The organism is Streptomyces sp. NPDC092369 (genome assembly GCF_044755245.1).
Lineage (GTDB): Bacteria > Actinomycetota > Actinomycetes > Streptomycetales > Streptomycetaceae > Streptomyces.
The window spans coordinates 216469-243118 of the sequence record NZ_JBIVQP010000006.1 but is presented as its reverse complement, the minus strand read 5'-3'; the positions used below and the strand labels follow the sequence as shown (position 1 = coordinate 243118).

The 26650-nt window shown below is 70.9% G+C and carries 24 protein-coding genes and 1 tRNA gene; 11 read left to right on the top strand and 14 right to left on the bottom strand.

The features are described from left to right. Positions 1–90 precede the first annotated feature (90 nt). From ACIQI8_RS33010 to ACIQI8_RS32995, 4 genes are all read right to left on the bottom strand, one after another. On the bottom strand, positions 91–837 hold the full coding sequence (locus ACIQI8_RS33010) for a DUF6227 family protein (RefSeq protein ID WP_402358568.1): 747 nt from the start codon (positions 835–837) through the stop codon (positions 91–93). Positions 838–994: 157 nt separating this feature from the next. After that, positions 995–2224 carry an Ig-like domain-containing protein gene (locus tag ACIQI8_RS33005; RefSeq protein ID WP_402358565.1) on the bottom strand — a complete coding sequence of 410 codons (1230 nt, stop codon included), beginning with the start codon at positions 2222–2224 and terminating at the stop codon, positions 995–997. 270 nt (positions 2225–2494) lie between these two features. Next, complete coding sequence (locus tag ACIQI8_RS33000) at positions 2495–3523, bottom strand: P1 family peptidase (RefSeq protein ID WP_402358562.1); 1029 nt, start codon at positions 3521–3523, stop codon at positions 2495–2497. A gap of 107 nt (positions 3524–3630) precedes the next feature. Continuing rightward, entirely contained in the window at positions 3631–4860 is a 1230-nt protein-coding gene (locus ACIQI8_RS32995) for a low temperature requirement protein A (protein ID WP_402358559.1), read from the bottom strand. A 77-nt stretch (positions 4861–4937) separates the two neighbouring features. Here ACIQI8_RS32995 and ACIQI8_RS32990 point away from each other — a divergent pair, with 77 nt between their 5' ends. Continuing rightward, positions 4938–5195, top strand: coding sequence for a hypothetical protein (locus ACIQI8_RS32990; protein ID WP_402358556.1), 258 nt, complete (start codon positions 4938–4940; stop codon positions 5193–5195). A 34-nt stretch (positions 5196–5229) separates the two neighbouring features. On the opposite strand, the gene mscL is transcribed toward ACIQI8_RS32990, so the two are convergent. From mscL to ACIQI8_RS32960, 6 genes are all read right to left on the bottom strand, one after another. Continuing rightward, on the bottom strand, positions 5230–5694 hold the full coding sequence (mscL, locus tag ACIQI8_RS32985) for a large conductance mechanosensitive channel protein MscL (protein WP_402358553.1): 465 nt from the start codon (positions 5692–5694) through the stop codon (positions 5230–5232). A 147-nt stretch (positions 5695–5841) separates the two neighbouring features. Next, entirely contained in the window at positions 5842–6399 is a 558-nt protein-coding gene (locus tag ACIQI8_RS32980) for a hypothetical protein (RefSeq protein ID WP_402358550.1), read from the bottom strand. Between the two features lie 245 nt (positions 6400–6644). After that, positions 6645–7478 carry an S-methyl-5'-thioadenosine phosphorylase gene (locus tag ACIQI8_RS32975; protein ID WP_402358547.1) on the bottom strand — a complete coding sequence of 278 codons (834 nt, stop codon included), beginning with the start codon at positions 7476–7478 and terminating at the stop codon, positions 6645–6647. Positions 7479–7601: 123 nt separating this feature from the next. Beyond that, the gene (locus ACIQI8_RS32970) at positions 7602–7946 is read right to left on the bottom strand and encodes an FmdB family zinc ribbon protein (protein ID WP_402358544.1); all 345 of its coding nucleotides are present in this window, start codon (positions 7944–7946) and stop codon (positions 7602–7604) included. A gap of 67 nt (positions 7947–8013) precedes the next feature. Further along, positions 8014–9306: an MFS transporter gene (locus ACIQI8_RS32965; protein ID WP_402358541.1), complete on the bottom strand. Its 1293-nt coding sequence runs from the start codon at positions 9304–9306 to the stop codon at positions 8014–8016. Positions 9307–9624: 318 nt separating this feature from the next. Beyond that, positions 9625–11160 carry a potassium/proton antiporter gene (locus tag ACIQI8_RS32960; protein WP_402359702.1) on the bottom strand — a complete coding sequence of 512 codons (1536 nt, stop codon included), beginning with the start codon at positions 11158–11160 and terminating at the stop codon, positions 9625–9627. Between the two features lie 240 nt (positions 11161–11400). On the opposite strand from ACIQI8_RS32960, the gene ACIQI8_RS32955 reads away from it, so the two are divergent. Further along, complete coding sequence (locus ACIQI8_RS32955; RefSeq protein WP_402358538.1) at positions 11401–14157, top strand: penicillin acylase family protein; 2757 nt, start codon at positions 11401–11403, stop codon at positions 14155–14157. A 99-nt stretch (positions 14158–14256) separates the two neighbouring features. On the opposite strand, the gene ACIQI8_RS32950 is transcribed toward ACIQI8_RS32955, so the two are convergent. After that, on the bottom strand, positions 14257–14913 hold the full coding sequence (locus tag ACIQI8_RS32950) for a 5-formyltetrahydrofolate cyclo-ligase (RefSeq protein ID WP_402358535.1): 657 nt from the start codon (positions 14911–14913) through the stop codon (positions 14257–14259). 61 nt (positions 14914–14974) lie between these two features. On the opposite strand from ACIQI8_RS32950, the gene galU reads away from it, so the two are divergent. From galU to ACIQI8_RS32915, 7 genes are all read left to right on the top strand, one after another. Next, positions 14975–15877, top strand: a complete 903-nt coding sequence (gene galU / locus ACIQI8_RS32945; RefSeq protein WP_124003860.1) for a UTP--glucose-1-phosphate uridylyltransferase GalU — start codon at positions 14975–14977, stop codon at positions 15875–15877. A 4-nt stretch (positions 15878–15881) separates the two neighbouring features. After that, positions 15882–17204: a gephyrin-like molybdotransferase Glp gene (glp, locus tag ACIQI8_RS32940; RefSeq protein WP_402358532.1), complete on the top strand. Its 1323-nt coding sequence runs from the start codon at positions 15882–15884 to the stop codon at positions 17202–17204. A 130-nt stretch (positions 17205–17334) separates the two neighbouring features. Continuing rightward, positions 17335–17814 (top strand): cyclic pyranopterin monophosphate synthase MoaC, encoded by a 480-nt coding sequence (gene moaC / locus ACIQI8_RS32935; RefSeq protein WP_402358529.1) that lies wholly within the window; start codon positions 17335–17337, stop codon positions 17812–17814. Next, positions 17811–18353 carry a molybdenum cofactor biosynthesis protein B gene (locus ACIQI8_RS32930; RefSeq protein ID WP_402358526.1) on the top strand — a complete coding sequence of 181 codons (543 nt, stop codon included), beginning with the start codon at positions 17811–17813 and terminating at the stop codon, positions 18351–18353. Before moaC ends, ACIQI8_RS32930 begins: the two co-directional genes overlap by 4 nt. 20 nt (positions 18354–18373) lie before the next feature. After that, the gene (locus tag ACIQI8_RS32925; protein ID WP_402358523.1) at positions 18374–19030 is read left to right on the top strand and encodes a GNAT family N-acetyltransferase; all 657 of its coding nucleotides are present in this window, start codon (positions 18374–18376) and stop codon (positions 19028–19030) included. A gap of 185 nt (positions 19031–19215) precedes the next feature. Then, positions 19216–20487 carry a gephyrin-like molybdotransferase receptor GlpR gene (gene glpR, locus ACIQI8_RS32920; RefSeq protein ID WP_402358520.1) on the top strand — a complete coding sequence of 424 codons (1272 nt, stop codon included), beginning with the start codon at positions 19216–19218 and terminating at the stop codon, positions 20485–20487. A 126-nt stretch (positions 20488–20613) separates the two neighbouring features. Continuing rightward, positions 20614–20687 (top strand) — tRNA-Ala (locus ACIQI8_RS32915). Between the two features lie 91 nt (positions 20688–20778). Here the strand turns inward: ACIQI8_RS32915 and ACIQI8_RS32910 are convergent. After that, positions 20779–23253, bottom strand: a complete 2475-nt coding sequence (locus ACIQI8_RS32910) for an FtsX-like permease family protein (protein ID WP_402358517.1) — start codon at positions 23251–23253, stop codon at positions 20779–20781. Further along, positions 23247–23984, bottom strand: coding sequence for an ABC transporter ATP-binding protein (locus tag ACIQI8_RS32905; RefSeq protein ID WP_402358514.1), 738 nt, complete (start codon positions 23982–23984; stop codon positions 23247–23249). Before ACIQI8_RS32905 ends, ACIQI8_RS32910 begins: the two co-directional genes overlap by 7 nt. A gap of 188 nt (positions 23985–24172) precedes the next feature. On the opposite strand from ACIQI8_RS32905, the gene ACIQI8_RS32900 reads away from it, so the two are divergent. Next, a complete protein-coding gene (locus tag ACIQI8_RS32900) occupies positions 24173–25465 on the top strand; it encodes a sensor histidine kinase (RefSeq protein ID WP_402358511.1) in 1293 nt (430 codons plus the stop codon). After that, complete coding sequence (locus ACIQI8_RS32895) at positions 25438–26106, top strand: response regulator (protein WP_402358508.1); 669 nt, start codon at positions 25438–25440, stop codon at positions 26104–26106. The genes ACIQI8_RS32900 and ACIQI8_RS32895 overlap by 28 nt, the downstream gene beginning before the upstream one ends. Before the next feature lie 45 nt (positions 26107–26151). Here ACIQI8_RS32895 and ACIQI8_RS32890 read toward each other — a convergent pair whose 3' ends face one another. Further along, entirely contained in the window at positions 26152–26634 is a 483-nt protein-coding gene (locus ACIQI8_RS32890) for a GNAT family N-acetyltransferase (RefSeq protein ID WP_402358505.1), read from the bottom strand. Positions 26635–26650: the final 16 nt, after the last annotated feature.

The following is a 26650-nucleotide window of genomic DNA, read 5'->3' as shown; positions in this document are numbered from 1 at the left end:
CCTCGGGGAACTTGTTCAGCCTCGCGTCAGAAGACCTGCGCGTCAGAAGACCTGCGCGTCAGGAGACCTGCGCGTCAGGAGACCTGCGCGTCAGGAGACCTGCGCCGCTCGTCGCTCGATCGCGTCCCGGGCCGCGTCCTCGGAGTCGTACACCTCGCACATGTGCCGCCCGTCCGGCGTCGCCGTGTGCTCGACCTCCCACAGGGAGACCTCCGCGCCGTCGCACAGCAGGAACGCGTGCTCGTAGAGCGCGAAGCACAACCCGGCGCGCACCGTGCGGCACGGGCGTCCGAAGGCCTGTGTGATCTGGTGGGCGCACGCCATGGTGAGCAGATCGGCGGTGTCCGCGTCCGGCCGGTCGCTGTTCTCCGCGCGGCGCAGCAGCCGGCGCGCGTGATCCGCCGAGTCGTCCGGCACGTACGCGTGCCGCGGCGCGGGAACCGGCGACAACTGCACCGTCACCGGCAGCTCGAAGTCCGGGGCGTCCGGCGGCAGCGGCAGACGCGCGGTGGCGGCCCGCAACTCCTCCTCGTCCACGTACACCTCGTGCTGCGCGACACTGCCCGGCGCGGTGTTGTGCACGAGCTCCCAGAGAGTGAGCGCCGAGCCGTCGGCCAGCAGCCAGGTGTGCCGGTACGTCTCGCGGTGCAGGCCCGCGCTGTGGTGCGCGGAGTGCAACGAACTGTCGTACGCCAGCGCGCAGTCGAGCCGCCGTATCGTCTCGTCCGGCAGCTCGAAGGAGTTCAGGGCACGGCCGAGGAGTCGTTCGAGATGCTCCTCCGGAGACTCGAACGACTCGGGTGGTTCGTACGCTGCCGTCTCGTACGGAACGCTCAAGGTTTCTCCCGGCGTTGCTGCATGTCACCTTGTGGGTGCATACCGTAGCCCCTCGGTCGGACATCATGTCCGGGAACCGAGAAAACGTACGTCCACAAAACGCGCGGGCCGTGCGGGGAGTTCCCGCACGGCCCGAAGATCCGTCAAAACCAGCCGGTCAGGCGGCACTTCCGGCGGTCCACTCGCTCCACGGCATGTTCCAGCCGTTGAGCCCGTTGTCCGGCGAGACCGACTTGTCGGGGGAGTGCTTCACGATCACTACGTCCCCAATGAGTGAATTGTCGTAGAACCACTTGGCGTTGGTCGCGCCCTGCGCGCCCTGCACGTCCGCGAGCCCGACGCATCCGTGGCTGCTGCCCGTCCGACCGAAGGGCGGGTTGGCCTTGTTGTACCAGTAGTTGCCGTGGATGAACGTCCCCGACGAGGTCAACCGCATCGCATGCGGCACGTCCGGGATGTCGTACTCACCGCCGAGCCCGACCGTCCGGCTGTCCATCCGCTTCTGCGTGAACTTCTCGGAGATCACCATCTGCCCGTTGTACGTCGTGTGCTCCGGGCTGCCCGACGAGATCGGGATCGACTTGAGGGTCCGGCCGTCGCGTACGACCGTCATGGTCTGCGTGTCGACGTCGACCGTGGAGACCTGCGAGCGCCCGACGGTGAAGGTGACGGTCTTCTTCTGCACCCCGTAGACACCGTTCGCGCCCCGCACACCGTCCAGGTCGATCTTCATCGTGACCTTGGAGCCGGCCTTCCAGTACGCCTCGGGCCTGAAGTCGAGCCGCTGCGCCCCGACCCAGTGCCCTTCGACCTTCTGCCCGCTGGTCGAGGTGACCGTGATGTGCGACTGCACGGCCTTCGTGTCGCTGATCGCCTTGTCGAACGTGAACGACACCGGCATCCCCACACCGACCGTCGTCCCGTTGTCCGGCGTGTACGTCCCGATGAAACTGTTCGCCGAAGACACCGTGGTGAAGGTCGAGTCGGCCGCGACGGTCTTGCCGCCGGCGTCCTTGGCGGTCGCCGATATCTGGTACTTCGTCCCGCGCTCCAACTGCTCCTTGGGCTTCCAACTGCTGCCGTTCGCCGACAGCACGCCGTCCACGACCTGCCCCGACCCGGCGACCGCCATCTTCACTACGGCCAACGTGCCCCCGCTGACCTTCACACCGGTCGTGTTGATCGACGCGTTGGTCGAGCCGTCCTTGGCGGAGATGGCGATCTTCGCGACGGACGTCTTGACGGCCGTGCCACCGTTCTTGCCCTCGCTCTGTGCATTGGTGTCGGCGTTGGCGTTGCCACCACAGCCGGTGAGGGCGAGGGTGCCGACCACCAGGGCGGCGATGGCCCCCAGTACGCGCCGCGCTGTTATGTCCGGCGTTGTCACGGGCTGCTCCAGGTTCGTGTGATGTGCGTGATCCGCTCCGATGCGTGAACAAAGAGGGCCCCGACACCGGACGAGGTTCCGCGAGTTCCCCACGAACGCCATCGCGTGACAGAACCCGGACAATCAGAGGCGCGCTCGCACACGGCGGGACCGCTTTCTGGAACGCGTTGCTCTTCTCCTGGGGGCCCTCCCCTTCCCCCCCTTCCCCCCCTTCCCTCCCTCCCCTTCCCGGGCCGGGCCGGCGTTCCCCCGGGCCTGCCCTCCCCGCCGTCACCGCCCCCCGTACAACTCCCCGTACGACGGCCACTCCCCGGCCGCCCCCGTCACCGACTCCGCGGCGCGTACGGCTCGTACGATCGCGCGGGTCACCAGGTCCGCGCCCGCCGCGAGGAGGTCGTTCAGCGCGAGCGGGTTCTCGGCGTCGAGGGGGCGGGCTCCGGTTGCCAGCGTGAACACCGTGTCCCCGTCGTGGAGCAGATGCACCGGCCGTACAGCTCGCGCGATGCCGTCGTGCGCCGTACCGGCCAGCTTCTGCGCCTGCGCCTTGGAGAGTTCCGCGTCGGTGGCGACGACGGCGAGCGTGGTGTTGAGCGGGGGACTGGCGTACCTCGCCTGGGTCTCCGCGAGGCGCCGGCGCGCGGCCTCGTGCACGCGCGCTTCCGGATAGTCCACGCGCCCTTGGAACAACTCCCCGTACAGCACCCCCGTTTCGGGATCCATCACCGACCCCGCGGCATTGGCCACGACCAGCGCGGCCACCGTGACCCCCGAGTCGAGTACGACGCTCGCGGTACCGATCCCACCCTTCAACGCCCCGGTCGTGGCCCCCGTACCGGCACCCACGCACCCCTCCTCCACCCGCGCCCCGGCCGCACTCCCCGCGGCCGCCTCGACCGCGGCCCTGCCGGTGGCCGCGTCCGGCCGGGCCGAGAAGTCGCCGCCCCGCCCGAGGTCGAAGACGCAGGCGGCGGGGACCACCGGCACGACGTGCGCGGGATCCGGCCCGACGCGCACTCCCCGCCCCTGCGCCTCAAGCCACGCCATCACCCCGGACGCCGAGTCGAGCCCGTACGCGCTGCCGCCGGTCAGGACGATCGCGTCGACCCTCTGCACGAGGTTGCGCGGGTCGAGGGCGTCGGTCTCCTTGGTGCCGGGGCCGCCGCCGCGCACGTCCACGGCGGCCACGGCGCCTCCCTCCGGCGCGAGGACGACCGTGGTGCCGGTGAGCCAACCGTCGCCGATGCGCGTCGCATGGCCCACCCGCACACCGGCCACGTCCGTCAATGCGTCAACTGTCATGGGCTCAGTCTCGCCCGGCGCGGGGCGCGGGGCGCGGGGCGCGGGGGCGCGAGCGGCGTGGGGTGCGCGTATTCGGCGGACGGGCGCCCGGCGTCCGGGCGCTCCGGTCACACCTCCCGCGTCGCCCCGCGCTCCCCGGCGACCATGCGTGCCGTCAGCGTCACCCCGACCGCCACCGCCAGCGCGGACACGATGCCGGCGGCGAGTACCGCCCAGTCGCCCAGGAACGTGCAGAGGATGACCAGCAGGGCGGCGGTCGGCAGGACCAACTGCTGGGCCGTGCCCACCTTGTAGAAGCGCGCGTGCAGCAACCAGACCGTCAGCAGGAACAGCGCCGTCGGCAGGGTCACGGCCGCCGACGCGGCCAGCGTGGAGATGTGCGCCTCGCCGACCGCCTGCTCCACCGCCACCTCCAGGCCCGCGCCGATCGCGGCGGCCGACGCGAAGATCAGGTAGTGGCCGTAACCCCACAGGAAGGACTGCCGGTTGGAGCGCAGGTGCCCGTGGATGGGGACCACGAAGTAGATCCACCAGGCGGAGAAGATGATCAGCAAGCCACCCGTCGCGATGGGTAGCAACTCGCCCAGGGCGTCGTTCTCGTCGACGCCCGTCTTCACGGCCACGGTGGCCGAGGCGATGGTCTCGCCGAGCACGATGATCGTGAACAGCCCGTACCGCTCGGAGATGTGGTGCGGGTGCCAGGAGGTGGGGTGGTCCTTCTCCGCGTAGAGCGGTACGCACATCTCGAGGATCGCCATCACCAGGAAGACCCAGGCACGGCCGCCCTCGGGGAGGACCAGCAGCCCCAACCAGCCGATCTGGCACAGCAGTACACCGCCGGCGTACCGCAACGCCGTCGTTCGCTCCGCGCCCTCGCTCGACCACGCGACCCGCAGCCACTGCGCGCTCATGGCGACCCGCATGATCGCATAGCCCAGCCAGACGGCCAGGAACTCGTGGTCCTCGAACGCCCGCGACACCCCGGCCGCGAGCACGAGCACTCCGGCGATCTGGATCAGGGTGACGACCCGGTAGAGCACGTCGTCGTTGTCGTACGCCGACGCGAACCAGGTGAAGTTCATCCACGCCCACCAGATGGCGAAGAAGACCATCGCGTAGTTGAGGATCCCCTCGCCCGGATGTCCCTCGGCCACGGAGTGCACCAGCTGGATACCCGCCTGGGCGACGGCCACCACGAAGCACAGGTCGAAGAAGAGCTCCAGTGGTGAGGCGACGCGGTGTGCCTCGTCCCGGCCTCGGGCCGTGATCCTGCGCAGGGGTCTGTGGCGTGCGGGCTCGCCGGAGGGCGCCGACGACGGAGTCGAACTGCTCGTCATGGGTCCAGCACACCAGATAATCCGCGGAAATTCTTGTGAAAGCATTCACAAGCGCGCGGGGGTCGTACCCTGGAGGCATGACCCCCGCCCCCGCCCCCGACCCCGCCGCCTCGAAGCCCAGCGCCGCAAAGCCCAGCGACTCCACGGCCGGCGACTCGAAGCCCGCCGCCTCAGAGCCGCGCAAGCCGAGGCCCTCGCTGATCTTCGACGACCCGCTGGACCAGCAGTCCTCGGACGACACGGACCGCGGGTGGGGCGAGCGTCCCGGCGGCGACGGCGGCAGCGTGGCGGACCTGAAGCGCTTCCTCGACGAGAAGCCGCCCCACCACATCTGAACCGCGCCGACCGCCCCCGTCACTGCTGCTTGCGCTACCGCTGCTGTTCGCCGTTCCCGGAGCCGCGCTGCGCGACCAGGGAGTCGCGGATCTCCTTGAGCACCTCCAGCTCGGTCAGCTCGATGACCTCGTGCGTGCCCTCCTTCGCCTTGTTCCGGGCCGCCTGCCGTGCCAGGTACTTCGACATCGGCAGGACCATCAGGAAGTAGACGACGGCCGCCGTGATCACGAAGGTCAGCGTGGCGCCGAGGACCGAACCCCACATGAGCTGGATGCCCTGGTCGCCCGAGCAACTGTCGCTCAGGCACGAGCTGTAGCTGTCGAGGTTCTTGGTGCCGATCGCCCCGACGAGCGGGTTGATGAGTCCCTTCACCACCGCGTTCACGATGTTGGTGAACGCGGCGCCGATGACCACCGCCACCGCCAGGTCGACGACGTTCCCGCGTGTCAGGAAGGCTTTGAAGCCCTGCCAGACACTCGGATCCTTCTTCTCGCTCACCGCGGGGCCTCTTCTCGCATGCGCCGGTTGTGGAACAAACAGCTCCGCAACCTACGTCAGGGCAAGGTCGTCCTGTCCAATTGGGTAGCTCGAACGTGGGACTTGACAAGCGAGGGCGCAGAAAACGGACGCCGTGTACCACCCGGTTCAGCACAACGTCACCGCCAACCGTGCCGTCGCCCCGGCGCCGGCCAGCCGCGCCGCGAGTGAGCGCGGAACCGACAGCACGACCAGCGCCCCGCTGTCGACCGAACTGTCCAGGGGCTCAGGCACCTTGGTCACCCGCGCCCCGCGTGCGACCACGCGCGCGTCACCGCCCGTCGCCGTCTCCCGCGCGGCGATGACGTCGACCCGGTCGCCGGGCCGCAGCAGCCGGACCGTGGCGCCGTCGGTGATCCGCACCGGCGCCGCCACCATCTCGACGGCACGGTGGTGCCGTACGGGATCCGCCACCGGATGCCCACGCGCCCGGTCCGTGTGCTGGGGTCCCGCCGCCACCAGTGCGGCCGCTGTCACGGCCAGGCCCGCGGCCAGGGCCCGCCGTCGATGCCGTACCAGCCGCCGCAGTTGATACCGCCCGCCGCGCACCCGGACGGGAGCGAAGTGCGGTACCTCGCACGTGGCGGGAGCTTCGGTGCCGGGCGGGCGCTGGGCCCAACGCGGGGGAGCGGGAGAGGAGAGGACGGGAGGGTTCGGAAAGGTCATGTGGGTCACCACCTGCGTCGAGGGATCGGCTTGCGAACCCACGATGGGGCTTTTCGCCGAAGCTCGCCGAGGCCGGTGGACGACCGACGGGTTGTGGACAACTCCCTCACCCGAACGGGACGTTCCGATACCGCCGGCCGTCCACAGTCCTCTGCGCCCGCCTGGCTGCGAAAGCACGAAGCCTGCCGCGGCAGCGCCCACCCTGCTATGGCAGCGCCCACCCTGCTATGGCAGCGCGAACCCCGCTACGGCAGCGCGAACCCCGGATCCATCCCGCCAAGTGCCGTCGCGCACAGGCAGTCCCGCTCCTCCGTGGCGGGCAGGCCGGCCACCGCGTCGAACAGCACACCGCGCAGCCGGTCCACATTCGCCGCGAACACCCGCAGCACCTCGTCGTGCGAGACGCCCTCGCCGGTCTCGGCGCCCGCGTCGAGGTCGGTGACCAGGGTCAACGACGTGTAGCAGAGCTCCAGTTCACGGGCGAGGGACGCTTCCGGGTGGCCGGTCATGCCCACGATCGACCAGCCCTGCGCCTGGTGCCACAGCGACTCGGCGCGGGTCGAGAAGCGCGGCCCCTCGATCACGACCAGTGTGCCGCCGTCGACCGCCTCCCACTCCTGTCCGCGCGCGGCCTTGAGCGCGGCGGCGCGGCCCGTGGGGCAGTACGGGTCGGCCAGGGACACGTGCACGACGTTCGGCACCTTGCCGTCTGGCAGCGGCAGTCCGTCGAAGTACGTCCCGACCCGGGACTTCGTACGGTCGACCAGCTGGTCCGGCACGAGCAGCGTGCCCGGTCCGTACTCGGGGCGCAGGCCGCCCACCGCGCACGGGCCGAGGACCTGGCGCACCCCGACCGACCGCAACGCCCACAGGTTGGCCCGGTAGTTGATGCGGTGCGGGGGCAGATGGTGGCCGCGTCCGTGCCGGGGCAGGAAGGCGACCCGGCGGCCGGCGATCTCGCCGAGGAAGAGGGAGTCGCTGGGTGGCCCGTACGGGGTGTCCACCTGTACCTCGGTCACGTCTTCCAGGAACGAGTAGAAGCCCGAACCGCCGATTACACCGATCTCTGCGTTCGCCATGACCAGCACGGTAACCGGCCCCGGCGGCGAGGGACGAAGCGCTCCGGGAACACCTCCGGAAACACCTTCGGGAACACCGAAGACCCTGCCGTCCTACGACGACAGGGTCCCGTGCGCGAGTCCTTAAGCGGCGGAGCTGCTGCTGGAGGAGGAGCCGGTGCTCGACGACTTCGACTTCGAGTCCGAGGAGGACGAAGACGAGGACGATGAGGACGACGAGTCGCTCGAAGAGGACGACGACGTCGACTTGGACGACGAGCCCGACGACGCCGGGGCGCTGCTCGAAGAGGAGCCGCGGCTGTCGTTGCGGTAGAAACCGGAGCCCTTGAAGACAATGCCGACCGCGGAGAACACCTTCTTCAGGCGGCCACCGCAATTAGGGCACTCGGTAAGGGCGTCATCAGTGAACTTCTGCACCGCCTCAAGGCCCTCGCCGCACTCGGTGCACTGGTACTGGTAAGTGGGCACTGTCTTCCTCCTGGCACTCTCACTCAGTGAGTGCTAACGACGGTCCATAGTGACGTATTCCTGAGGATCAGTCCACCGTCACCGGCACGCGGTGACCGACGCCACGTGCCACGGTCCGGCTGCGGGGCCGCACCGCGAGGCGTGAGCGGAGGGTCAGGAGAGTCGCCAGGGCCAGTATCGTGCCCGCCGCCGGCACCAAGAACCCGGCGCCCGTCCAGAAGCGGTCCTCCAGCTGTCCGGCGATGGTGACGGCGGCCGCCTGACCGAGTGCGACCGCGCCCGTCAGCCAGGTGAACGCCTCGGTGCGCGCGCCCGCCGGGACCAGGCCCTCGACGAGCGTGTAGCCGGTGATCAGCGCCGGCGCGATGCACATGCCGACGAGCAGGCCGAGGCCGGCCAGGAAGAGCACCGAGTGCGCGGCCCACAGTCCGGAGGCCGCGAGCGCGAGGGCGCCGTAGCCGACGACCAGGCGCCGCTGCGGGGCCGTCTTCCACACGATCGCGCCGCAGACGATGCCGGAGAGCATGTTGCCCGCCGCGAAGACGCCGTACAGGACGCCGTTGAGCCCGGGTTCGCCGATCGACTCGGTGAACGCGGCCAGGGAAACCTGCATACCGCCGAAGACGGAGCCGATGCCCAGGAAAGTCACGATCAGAACGCGCACACCGGGGATGCTCAGCGCGGAAACGTGCTCCACGCGTGCGTGCCCGCGCGCCGCGACCGTGGGCTGGGTGCTCTTCTGCGCCGCGAACAGCAGTCCGCCGATCAGCGTCAGTGCCGCTTCCGTCACCAGGCCGGCGGCCGGGTCGACGGTCGTGCACAGGGCGGTGGCGAGCAGGGGGCCGAAGACGAAGGTGAGTTCGTCGGTGACCGACTCGAAGGCGGCGGCGGTGGTCAGCAGGGGTGAGTCCTGGAGCTTCACGCCCCAGCGGGCGCGCACCATGGGGCCGATCTGCGGCACCGAGGCGCCCGTGGGCACGGCGGCGACGAACAGCGCCCACAGCGGCGCGTGGGCCAGCGCGAGCGCGGTCAGGGTCAGGCCCGACAGGGTGTGCACCAGTACGCCGGGGAGCAGCACCGTGCGTTGCCCGTAGCGGTCGGCGAGGCGGCCGCTGTAGGGCGCGAACAGGGCCATCGAGACGCCCGTGACGGCCGCCGCGGCGCCCGCCGCGCCGTACGAGCCGGTGGTGTGCTGCACGAGCAGCACGATGGAGATGGTGAGCATCGCGAACGGCTGGCGTGCCGCGAAGCCGGGGAGCAGGAAGGTCCAGGCGCCGCGGGTGCGCAGCAGCTGTCCGTATCCCGGGCGGGTGGGAGCCGGCGAGTTCTCCGACGGCTCGGTGGTGACCGTGGATGCCACGGCCCGTGCCTTTCTGCCGCCTGGTAGCGCGCCCGTGCGGGGGCGCCGAGAGCTGTCCTCTTGCGCGGAACTGCGGTAGATGCCGGAGCCCGCTGTCTCCGCTGGGGAGAGCGTTCCGACCGCCATACGGTCGCGCCAGCTCTGCGTCAGGCAGAGTTGGTTCGATCAAAGTCTGCCTTCATCCTACAGGGATCAAGGGGTGGTGCTCCTGTGAAAGCGAGCACCATGCGGGCGTGCACCTGCGATTGCCGCTCGTGTGAACCGTATGAAACACACCCTTAACGACCCGGCGGGCGCGTCGGCTTCCCGTCCTCGGCCTCACCGCCCCGCGTCCGCCCCGTCCGTTCCCAGCCAGTCGGCCAGCTTGCCGCCGTGGCCCACGGCGCGCAGGCGTCGTTCCGCCGCGTCCCGGACGGGGTCGGTGGCGACGACGAGGAGTTCGTCGCCGTGCCGCAGGACCGTGGTCGGCAGCGGGACAAACGATTTTCCCTCGCGGACGACAAGGGTGACGGCGGCTCCTGCGGGCAGCCGCAGCTCGGCCACCTCGACGCCGTGCATCTTGGAGCCGTCGGGAATGGCGACCGACAAGAGATGGCCGCGCAGCCGCTCCAGGGGTGCCGACTCGATGCCGAGGTCGGCGGCCTCCGCCTCCCCGCCCAGGCTCAGCTTGCGGGCCAGCCAGGGCAGGGTCGGGCCCTGGATCAGGGTGTAGACGACGACCAGGACGAAGACGATGTTGAAGATGCGGCGGCTGGCGTCGACGCCCTCCACCATGGGGATCGTCGCCAGGATGATGGGCACGGCGCCGCGCAGGCCGGCCCAGGACATGAGGGTCTGCTCCTGCCAGGGCACACGGAACGGCGTCAGGCAGACCACCACGCTCAAGGGCCGGGCCACCATCGTGAGCACCATGCCGATGACGAGGGCGGGCCAGATGTCGTCGCCGAGTTCGTGCGGGGTGACCAGGAGGCCGAGCAGCACGAACATGCCGATCTGGGCGATCCAGCCGAGCCCGTCGGCGAACCCGCGCGTGGCGGGCCAGTGCGGCAGCTTGGCGTTGCCCATCACCATCGAGGCGAGGTAGACGCCCAGGAAGCCGCTGCCGTGCGCCAGCGCGCCGCCCGCGTACGCGGTGACGGCGATCGCCATCACGGCGATCGGGTAGAGGCCGGAGGCGGGCAGGGCGACGTGCCGCAGGCCCCAGGAGCCCAGCCATCCCACCGCGAGGCCGATGGCGGCGCCGATGGCCAGCTCCAGCGCTATCTCGCCGATCAGCGCGTACCAGTGGTCGACCGGGCCCGCCGTGGAGAAGGCGACGACCAGGATGACGACAGGGGCGTCGTTGAAGCCGGACTCGGCCTCCAGAGTGCCCGTCACGCGCGTGGGGAGCGGGATCTTCCGCAGCACCGAGAAGACGGCCGCCGCGTCCGTCGAGGAGACCACCGCGCCGACGATGAGCGCCTGGCGCCATTCGAGCCCGATCAGGTAGTGCGCGGCCGACGCCGTGACCCCGACGCTCACCGCGACACCGACCAGGGCCAGCGCGGAGGCGGCCGGCAGGGCCGGCCTGATCTCCTTCCACTTCGTGCCAAGACCGCCCTCGGCGAGGATCACGACCAGGGCCGCGTATCCGATGACCTGGGTCAGTTCGGCGTTGTCGAAGCGGATGTCGCCGACGCCGTCCTGTCCCATGGCGACGCCGATCCCCAGGTACACGAGCAGGCTGGGGAGTCCGCTGCGCGAGGAGACCCGGACCGCGGCCACGGCTACGAGCAGGACGAGCGAGCAGACGAACAGGAGCTGGTTGAGGTGGTGGACAGTCAGCGGCCGTTCCCTTCCCTGGCTCACGCGCATCCCGCGCGGGAGCTCACGTACATAGGACACGAGCCCATGGAGCTCCGCATCCAGGTACTTCGTTACCTTACCTAACTCTTGACGATTTCTTGACGCTGGCCGAGGCATGATCGAACGCCCGTCCGCGCTCGTTGCGGACACCGCGTCAAGGGGCTGTGGGCCCTGCGCCTATGGTTGCTCCAGCGCCCAGTCACATGGACCAGCCCGCCTGCCGCTCGCGGAAGGACAGCAAGGACAGCGATGCCCCCCAACACCACCGCCTCAACGGGTCGCAAGGCCCGCAAGTCCGGCAGGAAGAAGGGGCGCAAAGCCCGCCTTGTCGTCCTCGTCCTGGTGCTGGCCATCATCGGAGGCGTCGCCTACGGGGCGTACTGGTCCATCAGTACCGTCCGTGCGTCCTTCCCGCAGACGAAGGGCTCCATCACGCTCGACGGTCTGTCAGGACCCGTCGACGTCAAGCGCGACGGCTACGGCATCCCGCAGATCTACGCCTCCTCCGACGAGGACCTGTTCATGGCGCAGGGCTACGTCCAGGCGCAGGATCGGTTCTACGAGATGGACGTGCGCCGGCACATGACCTCCGGGCGCCTGTCGGAGATGTTCGGCAAGGACCAGGTCAAGGACGACGAGTTCCTGCGCACCATGGGCTGGGACCGGGTCGCCAAGGAGGAGTACGACACCAAGCTGTCGGCCTCCACCAAGAAGTACCTCCAGGCCTACTCCAAGGGAGTCAACGCCTACCTCAAGGGCAAGGACGGCAAGGACATCTCCCTGGAGTACGCCGCCCTGGGCTTCGTCAACGACTACAAGCCCGAGCAGTGGACCCCGGTGGACTCCGTGGCGTGGCTGAAGGCGATGGCCTGGGACCTGCGCGGCAACATGGACGACGAGATCGACCGCGCCCTGATGACCAGTCGGCTCGGCCCCAAGCAGATCAAGGACCTGTACCCGGAGTACCCGTACAGCCGCAACCAGGCGATCGTCCAGGAGGGCCAGTACGACGAGCTCACCCAGACGTTCGAGCAGGGCGACAGCTCGACCTCGGGGACGTCCACGAGCGGCACGACGGGCTCGTCCACGTCGACGGCGGGTTCGGCCCTGGAGAGCCAGCTCTCGGGCCTCTACGACGTCCTGGACGACGTCCCCACGGCCGTCGGCGTGAACGGTCAGGGCATCGGCTCCAACTCGTGGGTGGTGGCCGGGAAGTACACCATCACCGGCAAGCCGCTGCTGGCCAACGACCCGCACCTGTCGGCCTCCCTGCCGTCCGTCTGGTACCAGATGGGCCTGCACTGCCGCACGGTCTCCGCCAAGTGCCAGTACGACGTGACCGGTTACACCTTCTCGGGCATGCCCGGCGTGGTCATCGGCCACAACCAGGACATCGCCTGGGGCATGACCAACTCGGGCGTCGACGTCACCGACCTCTACCTGGAGAAGCTCAGCGGCGACGGCTACCTGTACGACGGCACCGTCAAGCCCTTCAAGTCCCGTACGGAGACCATCAAGGTCGCCGGCGGCGACTCCAAGAAGATCGTCGTGCGCGAGACGAACAACGGGCCCCTGCTGTCCGACCGCGACGACGAACTGGTGAAGGTCGGCAAGAAGGCCACCGTCGACACGGCCGCGCCCGACAGAGGCGACGGCTACGGCATCGCGCTGCGCTGGACCGCGCTGGACGCGGGCACCACCATGGACGCCGTCTTCGCCATCGACAAGGCGTCCAACTGGACCGAGTTCCGCTCGGCGGCCGCCAAGTTCGACGTGCCCTCGCAGAACCTCGTCTACGCCGACACCGACAACCACATCGGGTACACGCTGCCCGGACGCATCCCCATCCGCGCGAAGGGCGACGACGGCTCGATCCCCGCGCCGGGCTGGGACTCCAAGTACCGGTGGACCGGCTTCATCAAGCAGGGCGAGCTGCCCTACGAGTTCGACCCGGAGCGCGGCTACATCGTCACCGCCAACCAGGCCGTCATCGACCCGGACAAGTATCCCTACACGCTCACCACGGACTGGGGCTACGGCACCCGCAGCCAGCGCATCACCGACCTGATCCAGTCGAAGATCAAGGACGGCGGCAAGATCTCCACCGACGACATGCGCCAGATGCAGCTGGACAACAGCAGCGAGATCGCCAAGCTGCTCGTGCCCAAGCTGCTGAAGATCGACGTCGACGACAAGGACGTCCGCGAGGCGCAGGAGCTGCTGGAGGGCTGGGACTACACCCAGGACGCCGACTCGGCCGCGGCCGCCTACTTCAACTCGGTCTGGCGCAACATCCTCAAGCTCGCCTTCGGCAACAAACTGCCCAAGGAACTGCGCGTCGAGGGCCAGTGCCTGTGGGTCGACCCCGTCAACGACACCGGGCCCGTGGACGACACCCAGAAGGTCCGCGAGTGCGGCCAGCGCGACGCCGACCAGGCGCAACCCGACGGCGGCGACCGCTGGTTCGAGGTCGTGCGCAACCTCATGAACGACCCCAAGAGCGACTGGTGGACCACGCCCAAGGCGGGTACCCGACCCGGCGCGACCAACAACCGCGACGAACTGTTCAAGCGCGCCCTGATCGACGCCCGCTGGGAGCTGACCTCCAAGCTCGGCAAGGACATCGACACCTGGAGCTGGGGCCGGCTGCACCGCCTGTTCCTGAAGAACCAGACCCTCGGCACCGACGGCCCCGGCGTCGTGCAGTACATCCTCAACCGCGGCCCCTGGAAGCTCGGCGGCGGCGAGGCGACCGTCAACGCCACCGGGTGGAACGCCGCAGGCGGTTACGGCGTCGTGTGGGTGCCGTCGATGCGCATGGTGGTCAACCTTGACGACCTCGACAAGTCAAAGTGGATCAATCTCACCGGCGCCTCCGGGCACGCCTTCAGCGCGCACTACACCGACCAGACGAGCAAGTGGGTCGACGGCGAACTACTGCCGTGGTCCTTCTCGGACAAGGCGGTCGACGACAGCACGAGCGACACGCTGGTCCTGAAACCGTGAGCCGCGGGTGAGCCGCCGCCGGTGAGCGGCAACGACCTCGAAGGGCCCTCCACGCACGCGTGGAGGGCCCTTCGACGCATCCGCGGGACATCACCCGCCTCACCCGCCGTCGCGGAAGCGGTGCACCGCCGACGGCGTCACCGCGGCCTGCACGGGCCGGTCGTGCGCCTCGGCCGGAACCCGCTCGACGACCTCCGCGTCGTAGAGGAGCACCACCAGCGCGGGACGGGCGTCCGCGCGCTCCAGGCGCGCGAGCACCCGGTCGTAGGACCCTCCGCCGCGCCCCAGCCGCATCCCGCGTGCGTCGACCGCGAGGCCGGGCAGCAGCACGACGTCCGCCTCGGTGACGGCCCGCGGGCCCAGGCGCGTGCCGGTGGGCTCGAACAGCGCCATCTTTCCGCCGTGTTGGACCCGGGCGAGGGAACCTTCACCGGCGTAGGAGCCCCAGTCCAGGTCGTTGTCCGGCAGGAGCGCGGGCAGCAGCACCCGCACGCCCCGCGCGTGCAGCGCGTCCAGCAGCGCGAGCGTTCCGGGTTCGCTGCCCACGGAGACGTACGCCGCCACCGTGCGCGCGTGCGCCAACTCGGGCAGTTCCAGCGCGCGTGCGGCCAACTCGCCCGCCGATTCCCGCACGTCATCCGCCGTCAACCTGTTTCTCACCGCGATGAACTCTCGCCGCAACGTTGGCTTGTCAGGCTCGGCCTCACGTCCGATGTGACTCACAGGTCGCACCCGTACCCTTCCTAATGCGCTCATATGAGAGCTAATTAACCGGAGCCACAGATTCTCTGCAAAGGCACCGGATAAGGTTGCGGACATGACTCAGTCGCACCCCAGGATCAGCAAGGCTGTCATTCCCGCAGCCGGCCTCGGCACCCGGTTCCTGCCGGCCACGAAGGCCACTCCCAAGGAGATGCTGCCCGTCGTCGACAAGCCGGCGATCCAGTACGTGGTCGAGGAGGCCGTGTCCGCGGGCCTCGACGACGTCCTCATGATTACGGGACGCAACAAGCGCCCCCTGGAGGACCACTTCGACCGCAACTACGAGCTGGAGTCAGCCCTTCAGAAGAAGGGTGACGCCAGCCGGCTGGCCAAGGTGCAGGAGTCCAGCGACCTCGCGACCATGCACTACGTGCGCCAGGGTGACCCCAAGGGTCTCGGTCACGCCGTGCTCTGCGCGGCCCCGCACGTCGGTCACGAGCCCTTCGCCGTCCTGCTCGGCGACGACCTGATCGACCCGCGCGACCCGCTGCTCGCGCGCATGGTCGCGGTCCAGGAGCAGCACGGCGGCAGCGTCATCGCCCTCATGGAGGTCGAGCCGGAGCAGATCCACCTCTACGGCTCCGCGGCCGTCGAGCCCACCGCGGACGGCGACGTCGTCAAGGTGACCGGCCTGGTCGAGAAGCCCGACCCGGTGGACGCCCCCTCGAACTACGCGGTCATCGGACGCTACGTCCTGGACCCGCACATCTTCGACATACTGCGCAAGACCGAGCCGGGCCGCGGCGGCGAGATCCAGCTCACCGACGCCCTCCAGCAGCTTGCCCAGGACGAGAAGGTCGGCGGTCCGGTGCACGGCGTCGTCTTCAAGGGCCGCCGCTATGACACCGGCGATCGCGGCGACTATCTGCGTGCCATTGTCAGACTCGCGTGCGAACGTGAAGATCTGGGCCCGGACTTCCGGACCTGGCTTCGCAGTTACGTAGCCGAGGAGATGTAGCGAGTTGAGCAGCGCCGCGCCCCGCACCGCCGGCCCGGACCACCTGTGGTCGGTGGAGGAACACCTGGAGGACATCCTCGCCACCGTCCGCCCCCTCGAACCCATCGAGCTGAACCTGCTGGACGCCCAGGGCTGCGTCCTCGTCGAGGACATCACGGTGCCGCTCTCGCTGCCGCCGTTCGACAACAGCTCCATGGACGGGTACGCGGTACGGGTCGCGGATGTCGCGGGCGCGAGCGAGGAGTTCCCCGCCGTCCTGGAGGTCGTCGGCGATGTCGCGGCGGGCCAGGCCAATCTGCTCCACGTGGGCCCCGGCCAGGCCGCCCGCATCATGACCGGCGCCCCGCTGCCGCCCGGCGCCGAGACCGTCGTCCCCGTCGAGTGGACCGACGGAGGCCTCGGCGACGGACCGGTGACCGGGATGCGCGCCCGCAGCCTGGCCCCCGAGGCCGCCGAGGGCCACGTGCACGTGTACCGGCCGGCCGAGGCACGCGCGCACGTACGCGCGAAAGGCAGTGACGTGAAGGCCGGCGACCGCGCCCTGGAGGCGGGCACCGTCCTCGGTCCGCCGCAGATCGGCCTGCTCGCGGCGATCGGCCGCGGCACGGTACGCGTACGCCCGCGCCCGCGCGTGGTCGTCCTGTCCACCGGCAGCGAACTCGTCCAGCCCGACGAACAGCTGGGCAGCGGCCAGATCTACGACTCCAACAGCTTCGCCCTCACCGCGGCCGCCATCGACGCGGGCGCCATCGCCTACCGGGTGGGTGCCGTCGCCGACGACGCCGAGACACTGCGCGCCACCATCGACGACCAACTCGTCCGCGCCGACCTGCTCGTCACCACCGGCGGCGTCAGCGTCGGGGCGTACGACGTCGTCAAGGAGGCGCTGTCCTACGTCGGTGACGAGGACGCGGCGGGCAGCGGGATCGAGTTCCGCAAGCTCGCCATGCAGCCGGGCAAGCCCCAGGGCTTCGGCTCCATCGGCCCCGACCACACCCCGCTGCTCGCCCTGCCGGGCAACCCGGTGTCGTCGTACGTCTCCTTCGAGCTGTTCGCTCGGCCCGCGATCCGCGCGCTCATGGGGCTCGACGACATCCACCGGCCCAGGACCCGGGCCACCCTGACCGCCGCCAAGGCGCTGACCTCGCCGAAGGGGCGCCGGCAGTTCCTGCGGGCCGCGTACGCCGACGGCTCGGTCAGCCCGGTCGGCGGCGCCGGATCGCACCTGGTCGCGGCCCTCGCGCACGCCGACGCGCTGATCGTCGTACCCGAGGACGTGGAGTTGGTCGAGCCCGGCACCGAGGTCGAGGTCGTCCTGCTCGGCTGAGCCCACGCGTGCGTGCCGGTCGATGAGGCCGTGCTGGTCCGTTGCCCGCGCCGACTTGGCGGTACCGTGTCGCGCACAACAGGCCCGCGCGCCGCATCGCGACGGGCCCGGACCGGGAGCGCCACACGCCATGAGCACGCAGGACCGTCTGACCCACATCGACGACGCGGGTGCCGCCCGCATGGTCGACGTCTCCGGGAAGGACGTGACCGCCCGGACCGCCCGTGCCAGCGGTCGCGTCCTCGTCTCGCCCCGCGTGATCGAGCTGCTGCGCGGTGAGGGCGTTCCGAAAGGCGACGCGCTGGCCACCGCGCGCATCGCGGGCATCATGGGCGCCAAGCGCACGCCGGACCTCATCCCGCTGTGCCACCCGTTGTCGGTGTCCGGTGTGAAACTGGATCTGTCGGTCGCGGACGACGCCGTGGAGATCTGGGCCACCGTGAAGACCACGGACCGCACGGGCGTCGAGATGGAGGCGCTCACCGCGGTCTCCGTCGCCGCGCTCACCGTGATCGACATGGTCAAGGCGGTCGACAAGGGAGCGGTCATCACGGACGTGCGCGTGGAGGAGAAGACGGGCGGCAAGTCGGGCGACTGGAGCCGGTCATGAGCGTTGACGCGCCCATAGGCGGTGCCCTTGCCGCGCCCTACAGTGCCCTTGTCGTCACGGCCTCCAACCGGGCCGCGGCCGGTGTGTACGAGGACAAGGGCGGCCCACTGATCGCCGAGGGGCTCACGGGGTTCGGGTTCGCCGTGGACGGGCCGCAGGTCGTCCAAGACGGCGACCCCGTGGAGGCCGCGCTGCGGGCGGGCGTCGAGGCCGGTTTCGATGTGATCGTCACCACCGGCGGCACCGGCGTCTCGCCCACCGACCGCACGCCGGAGGCGACCCGCCGAGTGATCGACTACGAGGTGCCGGGCATCGCCGAGGCCGTCCGGGCGTTCGGACGGGAGAAGGTACCGACCGCCGCGCTCTCCCGGGGACTGGCCGGAGTCGCGGGGCGGACACTGATCGTCAACCTGCCGGGTTCCACCGGCGGGGTGAAGGACGGGCTTGCGGTCCTTCAACCCCTGCTGGTGCACGCCGTCGACCAGATCCGGGGCGGCGACCACCAAAGACCCGGCGTCACCAGTGGGGGTGCGAGCTGAACAGCCCATCCTGGCCCGCCGTGCTGGCGGACGGCGACATCGTCCTGAGGCCGATAAAACTGCGCGACCAGCGAGCCTGGCGCGAGGTCAACCGGCGCAACCGGGACTGGCTGCGCCCCTGGGAGGCGACCATTCCGCCGCCCACGCCCAGCGGGCCGATCGCGCACCGGCCGACCTACCGGCAGATGGTCCGGCATCTGCGCTCCGAGGCGAACTCGGGGCGGATGCTGCCGTTCGTCATCGAGTACCAGGGGCACCTGGTCGGGCAGTTGACGGTCGCCGGGATCACCTGGGGCTCGATGTGCTCGGGCCACGTCGGCTACTGGGTGGACGAATCGGTGGCCGGGCGCGGAGTGATGCCGACGTCCGTGGCACTCGTCGTGGACCACTGTTTCCGTACCGTCGGTCTGCACCGCATCGAGGTCTGCATTCGCCCCGAGAACGGACCCAGCCGACGGGTCGTGGAGAAACTCGGATTCCGCGAGGAGGGGCTCAGGCCGCGTTATCTCCACATCGACGGAGCCTGGCGCGACCATCTCGTCTTCGCGCTCACGGCGGAAGAGGTCCCCGACGGGTTGCTGAACCGCTGGCAGCGGGCACGCTCTCAGCGGACGTCGCACGACACCTCCTCGAACACCCCGCGGAACCCCCAGAACACACCGGGGAATCCCGGATAGGCCCGGAAATTGAATAAGTGTTCGAAATTGATCGCCCGGCGACCGTCTGAAGGCATTAATTTCGCGCCCTCGGTGGGCTGCTGATCGCATCGGTCACAAAAAAAGTTCGAAATATCAGCCAGATCGTGCGACACACCGGCTCAATTGGCAGATGGCCTCACGCAAACCCCTCTACCGTGTGAGGCGTGAGCAGCAGCGGCCTCATCTACGCAGTCATTGTCGGGGCCTGGGCCGCCTACTTGGTGCCGATGTGGCTCCGTAGGCAGGACGAGCTGAACGAGGCCCGTCCGACGGAACGCTTCAGCACAGCCATCCGGTTGCTGTCCGGACGGGCGGGCATGGAGCGCCGGTACGCCAAGGACCTGCGCGCGCGCTCCACCGAGGAGGGGGAGCACAGCGCCGACGTTCCGGACGTCGTCACCGACTCGGTGGACGTCCGGGCCTTCGCCATGCCTCCGGCGCGCGCCCAGGTGCGCGCGGACGTGAAGGCGCCGGCGGCGGGCACCGGGTCGGCACAGGCGCCCGGTTCCAAGCCCGCCCGTACCTCCGGTCCGCCGGCATCCGGTCCCGCCCAGGCGCGCGCGTCCCATTCCGCTTCCGCGCCGGCGCCCGAATCCGGCTCCGCGCCGGCGCGCAAGCGCGTCCCGGCCGCCCGGCGCTCGCCAGCGGCCGAGGCGGCCGCCGCGCGCGCCCGGCGTACGAAGGTGCTCGCGCGCCGTCGACGTACCACGGTGATGCTCTTCCTCGCCTTCACGATGGGCACGATCGTCGCGGCCGTCGGGGGACTGGCGTTCCTGTGGGCGCCGGGTGTGCCCGCGATACTGCTGAGCGGCTACATCGTGTACCTGCGCTCCCAGGAGCAGCGCCGGTTCACCTACCAGATGGACCGGCGCCGGGCCGAGGCCGCCGCGCAGCGGCTGCGGGAGCGCCAGCGCCAGCCGCGCCGGCGGGCCACCGCGGATGCCGAGGCCGAGTCGCCGGAGGGTGCGCCAGAGCAGGAGCTGGACCCGGGGCTGTCGGCGCTCGCCGCCGACCGTCGCGCCCTCGTCGAGCAGACCGACCACGCCGAGTGGGTCGACCAGCAGCGCGAGCGCCAGCGGCGGCCCGGACACGGCGACAGCTGGGACCCGGTGCCGGTGCCGCTGCCGACGTACGTGACCGCGCCGGTCGCTCCGCGGGCCACCTCGGACGTGGACCTGGGTGCGCCGGACGCGTGGAGCTCGGCACGGTCGAGTTCGGTCGCCGGGGGCCAGGAGGCGGAGGCCGGTTCCGGCGCCGAGCCCGGCGCGGACGCTCGCATGGATCCCGCCGACGACCAGGCGGAGACGGATTCCGACGACGAGGGCCGCAGCGACGCCCGCCGGGCCGCGTCCGCGAGGCGTGCGCGGGAGCGGGGGCGTACGCCGCTGTTCGATCAGTACGAGGACGGGGAGCGGCCCCGCGCCGCCAACGAATAGGCCGGCTCCGGGCGCTCGCCCTGCACGCCTCCCCCCGTCCCCCACCTGTGCCGCGGCCGTCCGCCGGGGCCCGGGAACGGATTTCCAAGCACGCGGACCGGGATGCTAGAGTTTCACTCGTTGCAAGGGCCTGTGGCGCAGTCTGGTAGCGCACCTCGTTCGCATCGAGGGGGTCTGGGGTTCAAATCCCCACAGGTCCACCGCAACAACTGGTCAGGGAAACCTGGGGCAGTTGATGAGATCCCGTCCGATCGGAAGATCGGGCGGGATCTTTGTTGTGCTGACCTGTTGTCAGGTGCCGGTGTGGGTGTGAGCGCGGGCCCGGCGGTGCAGGGCGAGAGTCGTCGGGATCAGGGTCGCGATGACGGCCACGGCGGCGCAGGACGTCGTGGTCAGGGCGAGGGCCGGCCACGGGAGTCGGAGTGGGGTCCGGATCGACTGGCGGGCCAGGGCCGTCCACATGCCGAGCAGGTTGAGGGTGGCGACCAGGAGGCCCAGGAATGACCCGAGTGCCACCGTTGTCAGGGACTCCGCTGTGATCAGGCGTAGGAGCTGGCCTCTCGTGGCGCCCGTCAGGCGGAGGGTCTCCAGGTCGCGCAGTCGGTCGGAAGCCGCCATGACCAGGGTGTTGGCGAGGGAGATGCCGGTGTAGAGGAGGGCGATGCCGAGGACGAGGAGGAAGCCGAGGCGGGTCGTGCGGTCCGTTCCGGTGCCCAGGCCGCCCGAGGGGGAGGGGGCTGTGTGTCGTAGCCACCCCGCCTTTGTGAGGATCCCGGCTCCCGTGCCGCGCAGCGCTCGCCGCAACCCTGCCGACACCTCGCTCGTCGTCCCGCCCTCCCGCACCTTCACCTCGACCCGGTCGACAGGGGCGCGCGGGGCGTTGGCCGGGGTCACGTAGGCGCCGTTGTCGCCCGTGCCGACCGGCATCACGGCCGCGATGCGCAGGGATCTGCGGGTGCCGTCGCCCAGCCAGACGGTCACGTGCCGGCCCACGGTGTGCCTGGCCCACTCCTCGTTCACGATGATCGAGTCGTCGTCGAGGTCGGTGACGCGGCCGGCGGTCAGTGGCAGGCGCACGGTCGCCGCGAGGGCGTGCGGATCGGCCGCGCGCGCCTGCGACGTGAGCAGGGCGACCCCGTCCTCCAGGTAGTGGACGGCGGTCGTCGCCGTGGGGGAGACGACCGACTCGGGGACCGCGCGCAGGCGGCGCAGGGTCGTCGGGGTGAAGCCGGTTCCGGACGGTGAGGTGAGGATGAAGTCGGCTGTGGTGCGGTCGCTTGCCTCTGTCGCCCGCGCGCCCGCCAGCGTCGCGGTGGCGCCCAGCAGGGAACCGGTCAGGGCCACCGTCACCAGGACAGGGGCCGCGACGGCGGCGGTACGGCGGACACCGGCGGCGGCGTTCTCCCGCACCAGCATGCCGACCGCGCCGGGCAGCCGGACGACCAGCCGGACCAGCGGGCGCACCACCGCGGGTGACAGCAACGCCACCGCCGTGATCAGCAGCATCGGGCGGCTGACGTACGTCTTGCGGTGCAGCAGGTCACCCGGGTCGGTCAGCAGGGCGAACGTCTGCAGGGCGACGGCCGCGACCAGCAGGGCCGTACCGGACAGGAGACGGCCCCCGGTCAGGGGCGCAGTGTCCACCGACGCCTCCCGCAGCGCGTCCGCCGGGCTGGTCAGGCCCGCCCGGCGGGACGCGGCCAGCACTCCGCACAGGGACACCAACAGGCCTGTCCAGAAGGCCAGTTGGTACGGCCAGAGGTGGTCGCCGATCGTGAACCACGCCGGTGCGAGACCGTCGTCGACCACCCGGGATGTCAGATAGGGGGCGGCGTACGCCCCCAGCGCGCAACCCGCGGTCGAGGCCGCCACGCCGATCAGCAGCGCCTCCGCGCAGACCGTCCGGCGGAGTTGGGACGGGGTCGCGCCGGCCAGGCGCAGCAGTCCGAACTCCCGGCGGCGCTGGGCGACCGCGAAGGCGAAAGTGGACGCCACGACGAACACCGACACGAACGCCGTGACCCCGCCGGCCGTGCCGAACAGGGCGTTCAGCGCGGTGAGGGCCTCGGCGTCACGGTCGGGATCGGCGTCCGCGAAGCGCCGCGCGTCACCGGTGAGCACGCCCGCACCGGCCACCACCCGCCGTACCGCCCCCGCGTCGGCGTCCACGACGAGCTGCGTACTCACCGGCGAGAGGAGCGCGGCCCGGGCGTCGGTGTAGAAGAGGGCGTTCTCGAAGGGGGCGCCGACCGTGCCGTCCACGCCGACCGTGCCGACCACCTGGACCCGCCCGAAAGCGGTCCGCAGGTGTCGGCCGACCTTCGTCCAACTCCCGGTCGCCACCACCTCGTCGGCGGTACGCGGCGCGCGGCCCGCGGTGAGTCCGTACGGGGCGTAGGCCGCCGTCGACCACGGGTGGCCGACGAGGTCGCGCGGACCGCCCTCGGTGGGTACGGCGAAGGCGCGGTCCTCGGTGACCTTGCCCAGCCGCCGCAGGGCGGCGATCGTTCGCGCGGGGATCGGGCTCGGTTGGGCGAGCCGCTCGGTGCGGACGCCGTTCGGGGTGGGGACGCGGAGGGTGTCCCGGCCCTTCACCACCACCTCGGCCGCCGCGAACCGTTCCGGACGGCGCTCGGGAGCGTCCAGGGAGGCGGCGAGGGCCTGGCCCATGACGGCGATCAGAGCGACCCCGAGCGCGAGGGCGACGAAGCTGCCGACGAACGTGGCCCAACGCGTGCGCAGGGTCTGGACGGTGACCGTCAGCACGGCACGGCCTCCAGCGTCGTCATGCGGGCCGCGATGTCGGCCGCGGGGGCGCCCGCCAGTTCGCCGTGCACGCGGCCGTCGACCAGGAAGACCACGCGGTCGGCGTACGACGCGGCGAGCGGGTCGTGGGTGACCATCACGATCGCGCGCGCCTCCGTGTCGACCATCGCGCGCAGGAGGGCGAGTACGTCCCTGCCGTTGCGTGAGTCGAGGGCGCCGGTCGGCTCGTCGGCGAACAGGACCTCGGGGCGGGTGATCAGGGCGCGGGCGAGGGCGACGCGCTGCTGCTGGCCGCCGGAGAGTTCACCGGGGCGGTGCCGGGCGCGGTCGGCGAGGCCGACGCGGGCCAGGGCCGCCCGTACCTCCGACCTCGGCACGCGCCGGCCGGCCAGGCGCGGCGGGAGGGCCACGTTCTGTTCCGCGGTCAGGGACGGGAGGAGGTTGAAGTCCTGGAAGACGAAGCCGACGCGGGCGCGGCGCAGGAGGGTGAGCCGGTGCTCGGTCAACGTCGTCAGCTCCGTCCCGCCGATCCGGACCGAGCCCGAGGTGGGGCGGTCAAGACCCGCCGCGCACTGCAACAACGTGGACTTGCCCGAACCGGACGGGCCCATCACAGCGGTGAAAGTGCCCTGCCCGAAGGTGAGCGACACGTCGTCCAGGGCGGCGACTTGGCTGTCGCCGACCCCGAACTCCCTGCTCACACCGCGTAGTTCGATCGCGTTGGACCCCATCCGACCCTCTTCCCGTACGTCCCTCATCGGCAACCGGCACCAGCGAACCGCGGGACGGGCCGGTCGATCAGTGCGGCAGGGACGAGACTTGGGGTAGGGCCAGGCATACCCCCGAAGCTCGCCCGGGGCGGATGGTCCCCGGCGCGGGCTGCTCCTACGGTGATCTCCATGACTGATCGGCGAGAGGGATGACCGTGTGGCGGGCGCTCCGGGAGCGCGGATACCTGTGGTCGGCGTGGCCGTGGCGGGCGTTGGCCTACCTGGGCAGCGGGGCGCTGTTCGGGATGGTCGTCCTCGTGGTGATCGGCTGCGGCGCCGTGCTCGGGGGCGCCTTGGCCCTCGTACTCGTCGGGCTGCCGCTGCTCGGGCTGACCGCGCTGGCCGGGATTCCGGTGGCCGCGGTGGAACGGTGGCGGCTGCGGCTGGTCGGGGTCCGCGCGGAGCCCGCCGGGCGGCATCGGGTGCCGGGGCGGGCGGGGTTGGGGCCGTGGCTGTCGACGCGGTGGCGGGAGGCGGCGACTTGGCGGGAGTTGGCGTACGCCGTGCTGGTCGGAGTGGTGCTGTGGCCGCTCGACGCGCTGGTCGTCGTCCTCGCGGTGGGGGTGCCGGGGCAGTTGGTGGCCGCGCCCGTCCTGGTCGGTGTCCAGGGCGAGGCGAAGGTGGTGAAGGTGTGGGCCGTCGACACGCTGCCGGGCGCGTGCGCGGTCGCCGGGCTCGGGGTGGTGCTGCTCGCGTCAGGGGCGTACGCGCTGGGGGTCTTCGCGGGAGCGCGCGCCGAGCTCGCCCGCGCCCTGATCGCGACCCCGGCCCGTGCGGAGGACAGCGTGCGGGTCACCGAACTCGTGCGCTCCCGCGTGCGGTTGGTGGACGCCTTCGAGGCGGAGCGCCGGCGGATCGAGCGCGACCTGCACGACGGCGCCCAGCAGCGGCTCGTCGCCCTCACCATGACCCTCGGGCTCGCCCGCCTCGACGCCCCGCCGGGACCGCTCGCCGGGCAACTCGCCAAGGCGCACGAGGAGGCCGGGCAAGTGCTCGCCGAACTCCGGGAGTTGATCCACGGCATCCATCCCAAGGTGCTCACCGACTACGGACTGGAAGCCGCCGTCGCCGACGCGGCCGACCGCAGCCCGGTCCCCGTGAACCTCGACCTGGACCTTCAACTCGGCCTGGACGGGCGGCGGTTGCCCGGGGCGGTCGAGTCCGCCGCGTACTTCGTCGTCTGCGAGGCGCTCGCCAACGTGGCCCGGCACAGCGGGGCGAGCCGGGCCGAGGTCGGTGGGGAGTACACGGGCGGGCGGCTGGTGCTGCGGATCGGGGACGACGGGCGCGGGGGTGCTTCGCCCGGGGCCGGCAGTGGGCTGACCGGGCTCGCCGACCGGGTGTCGGTGCTCGATGGCAGACTCACCCTGTCCAGCCCGCCGGGCGGACCGACCCTGCTGCGTGTGGAGATCCCTTGCCGGCCGACAGACCGCTCCGGGTAGTCCTGGCCGAGGACAGCGTGCTGCTGCGGGACGGACTGACCGGGCTGCTCACGCGCTTCGGGCACGAGGTCGTCGCGGCCGTCGGTGACGCGGACGCGCTGCTGGCGGCGGTCGCCGCGCTGGGTCCGGACGGGCCGGACGTGGTCGTGACGGACGTCCGCATGCCACCCGGTTTCCAGGACGAGGGGCTGCACGCGGCCCTCCGACTGCGGGCGGGGCGGCCGGGGCTGCCGGTGCTGGTGCTCAGTCAGTACGTGCAACGGGCTTACGCGGCCGAGCTGTTGGACTCCGGGGACGGGAGCGGGGTCGGCTATCTGCTCAAGGACCGGGTGGGGCAGGTGGAGCAGTTCGTGCACGCGCTCCGTGACGTGGCGGACGGTGGCACGGTCGTCGACCCCGAAGTGGTACGGCAGTTGCTGCGCCGGCGCCGCGATCCGCTGGCGCGGCTGACCCCGCGGGAGCGGGAGGTGCTGGCGCTGATCGCGGAGGGCAGGTCGAACGGGGCGATCGCGCGGGCGCTGGTGGTGTCAGACGCGGCCGTGGGCAAACACATCGGCAGCATCCTCACCAAGCTGGACCTGCCGCCGGCGGACGACGTGCACCGGCGGGTGCTGGCGGTGCTGGCGTATCTCAGGGCGTGAGGGCCAAGGCCGCCCTCAGAGGCCCCTGAACTCCCCCGAAGGCCCTCAGGGCTGGAGCGGCTTCGCGAAGCACCGGCTGTCCTCGTGGAAGCGGTAGTAGCCGAACTTCTCGCACGGCTCATACCCGCTCGACGTGTACAGGGCGATCGCCTCCGGCTGCTTGGTGCCGGTCTCCAGGACCATCCGTCGCCGCCCCGCGGCCCGCGCGTCCTCCTCCAACGCGGCCAGAATGCGCCGGGCGAGTCCCAACCCCCGCGCCCGCTCGACCACGTACATGCGCTTGAGCTCGGCGTCGCCGTCGAGGTTGCCTTCGCCGTTCGCGTCCTTGGCGCGCCAGCCGCCGGTGGCGATCGGGCTGTCGTCCTCGTCGTACGCGATGAGGTACACGCCGTTCGGCGGCTCGAAGTGGGTCGGGTCCATGACGGTGGCGTCGCCGCCGTCGCCGTAGCGGACGTGGTACTCGGCCTGGACCTGGTCGTTCAGCTTCACGGCGTCGGGGTGGTCGAAGGGGACCCGGCGTATATTCATGTCGAAGATCGTACAC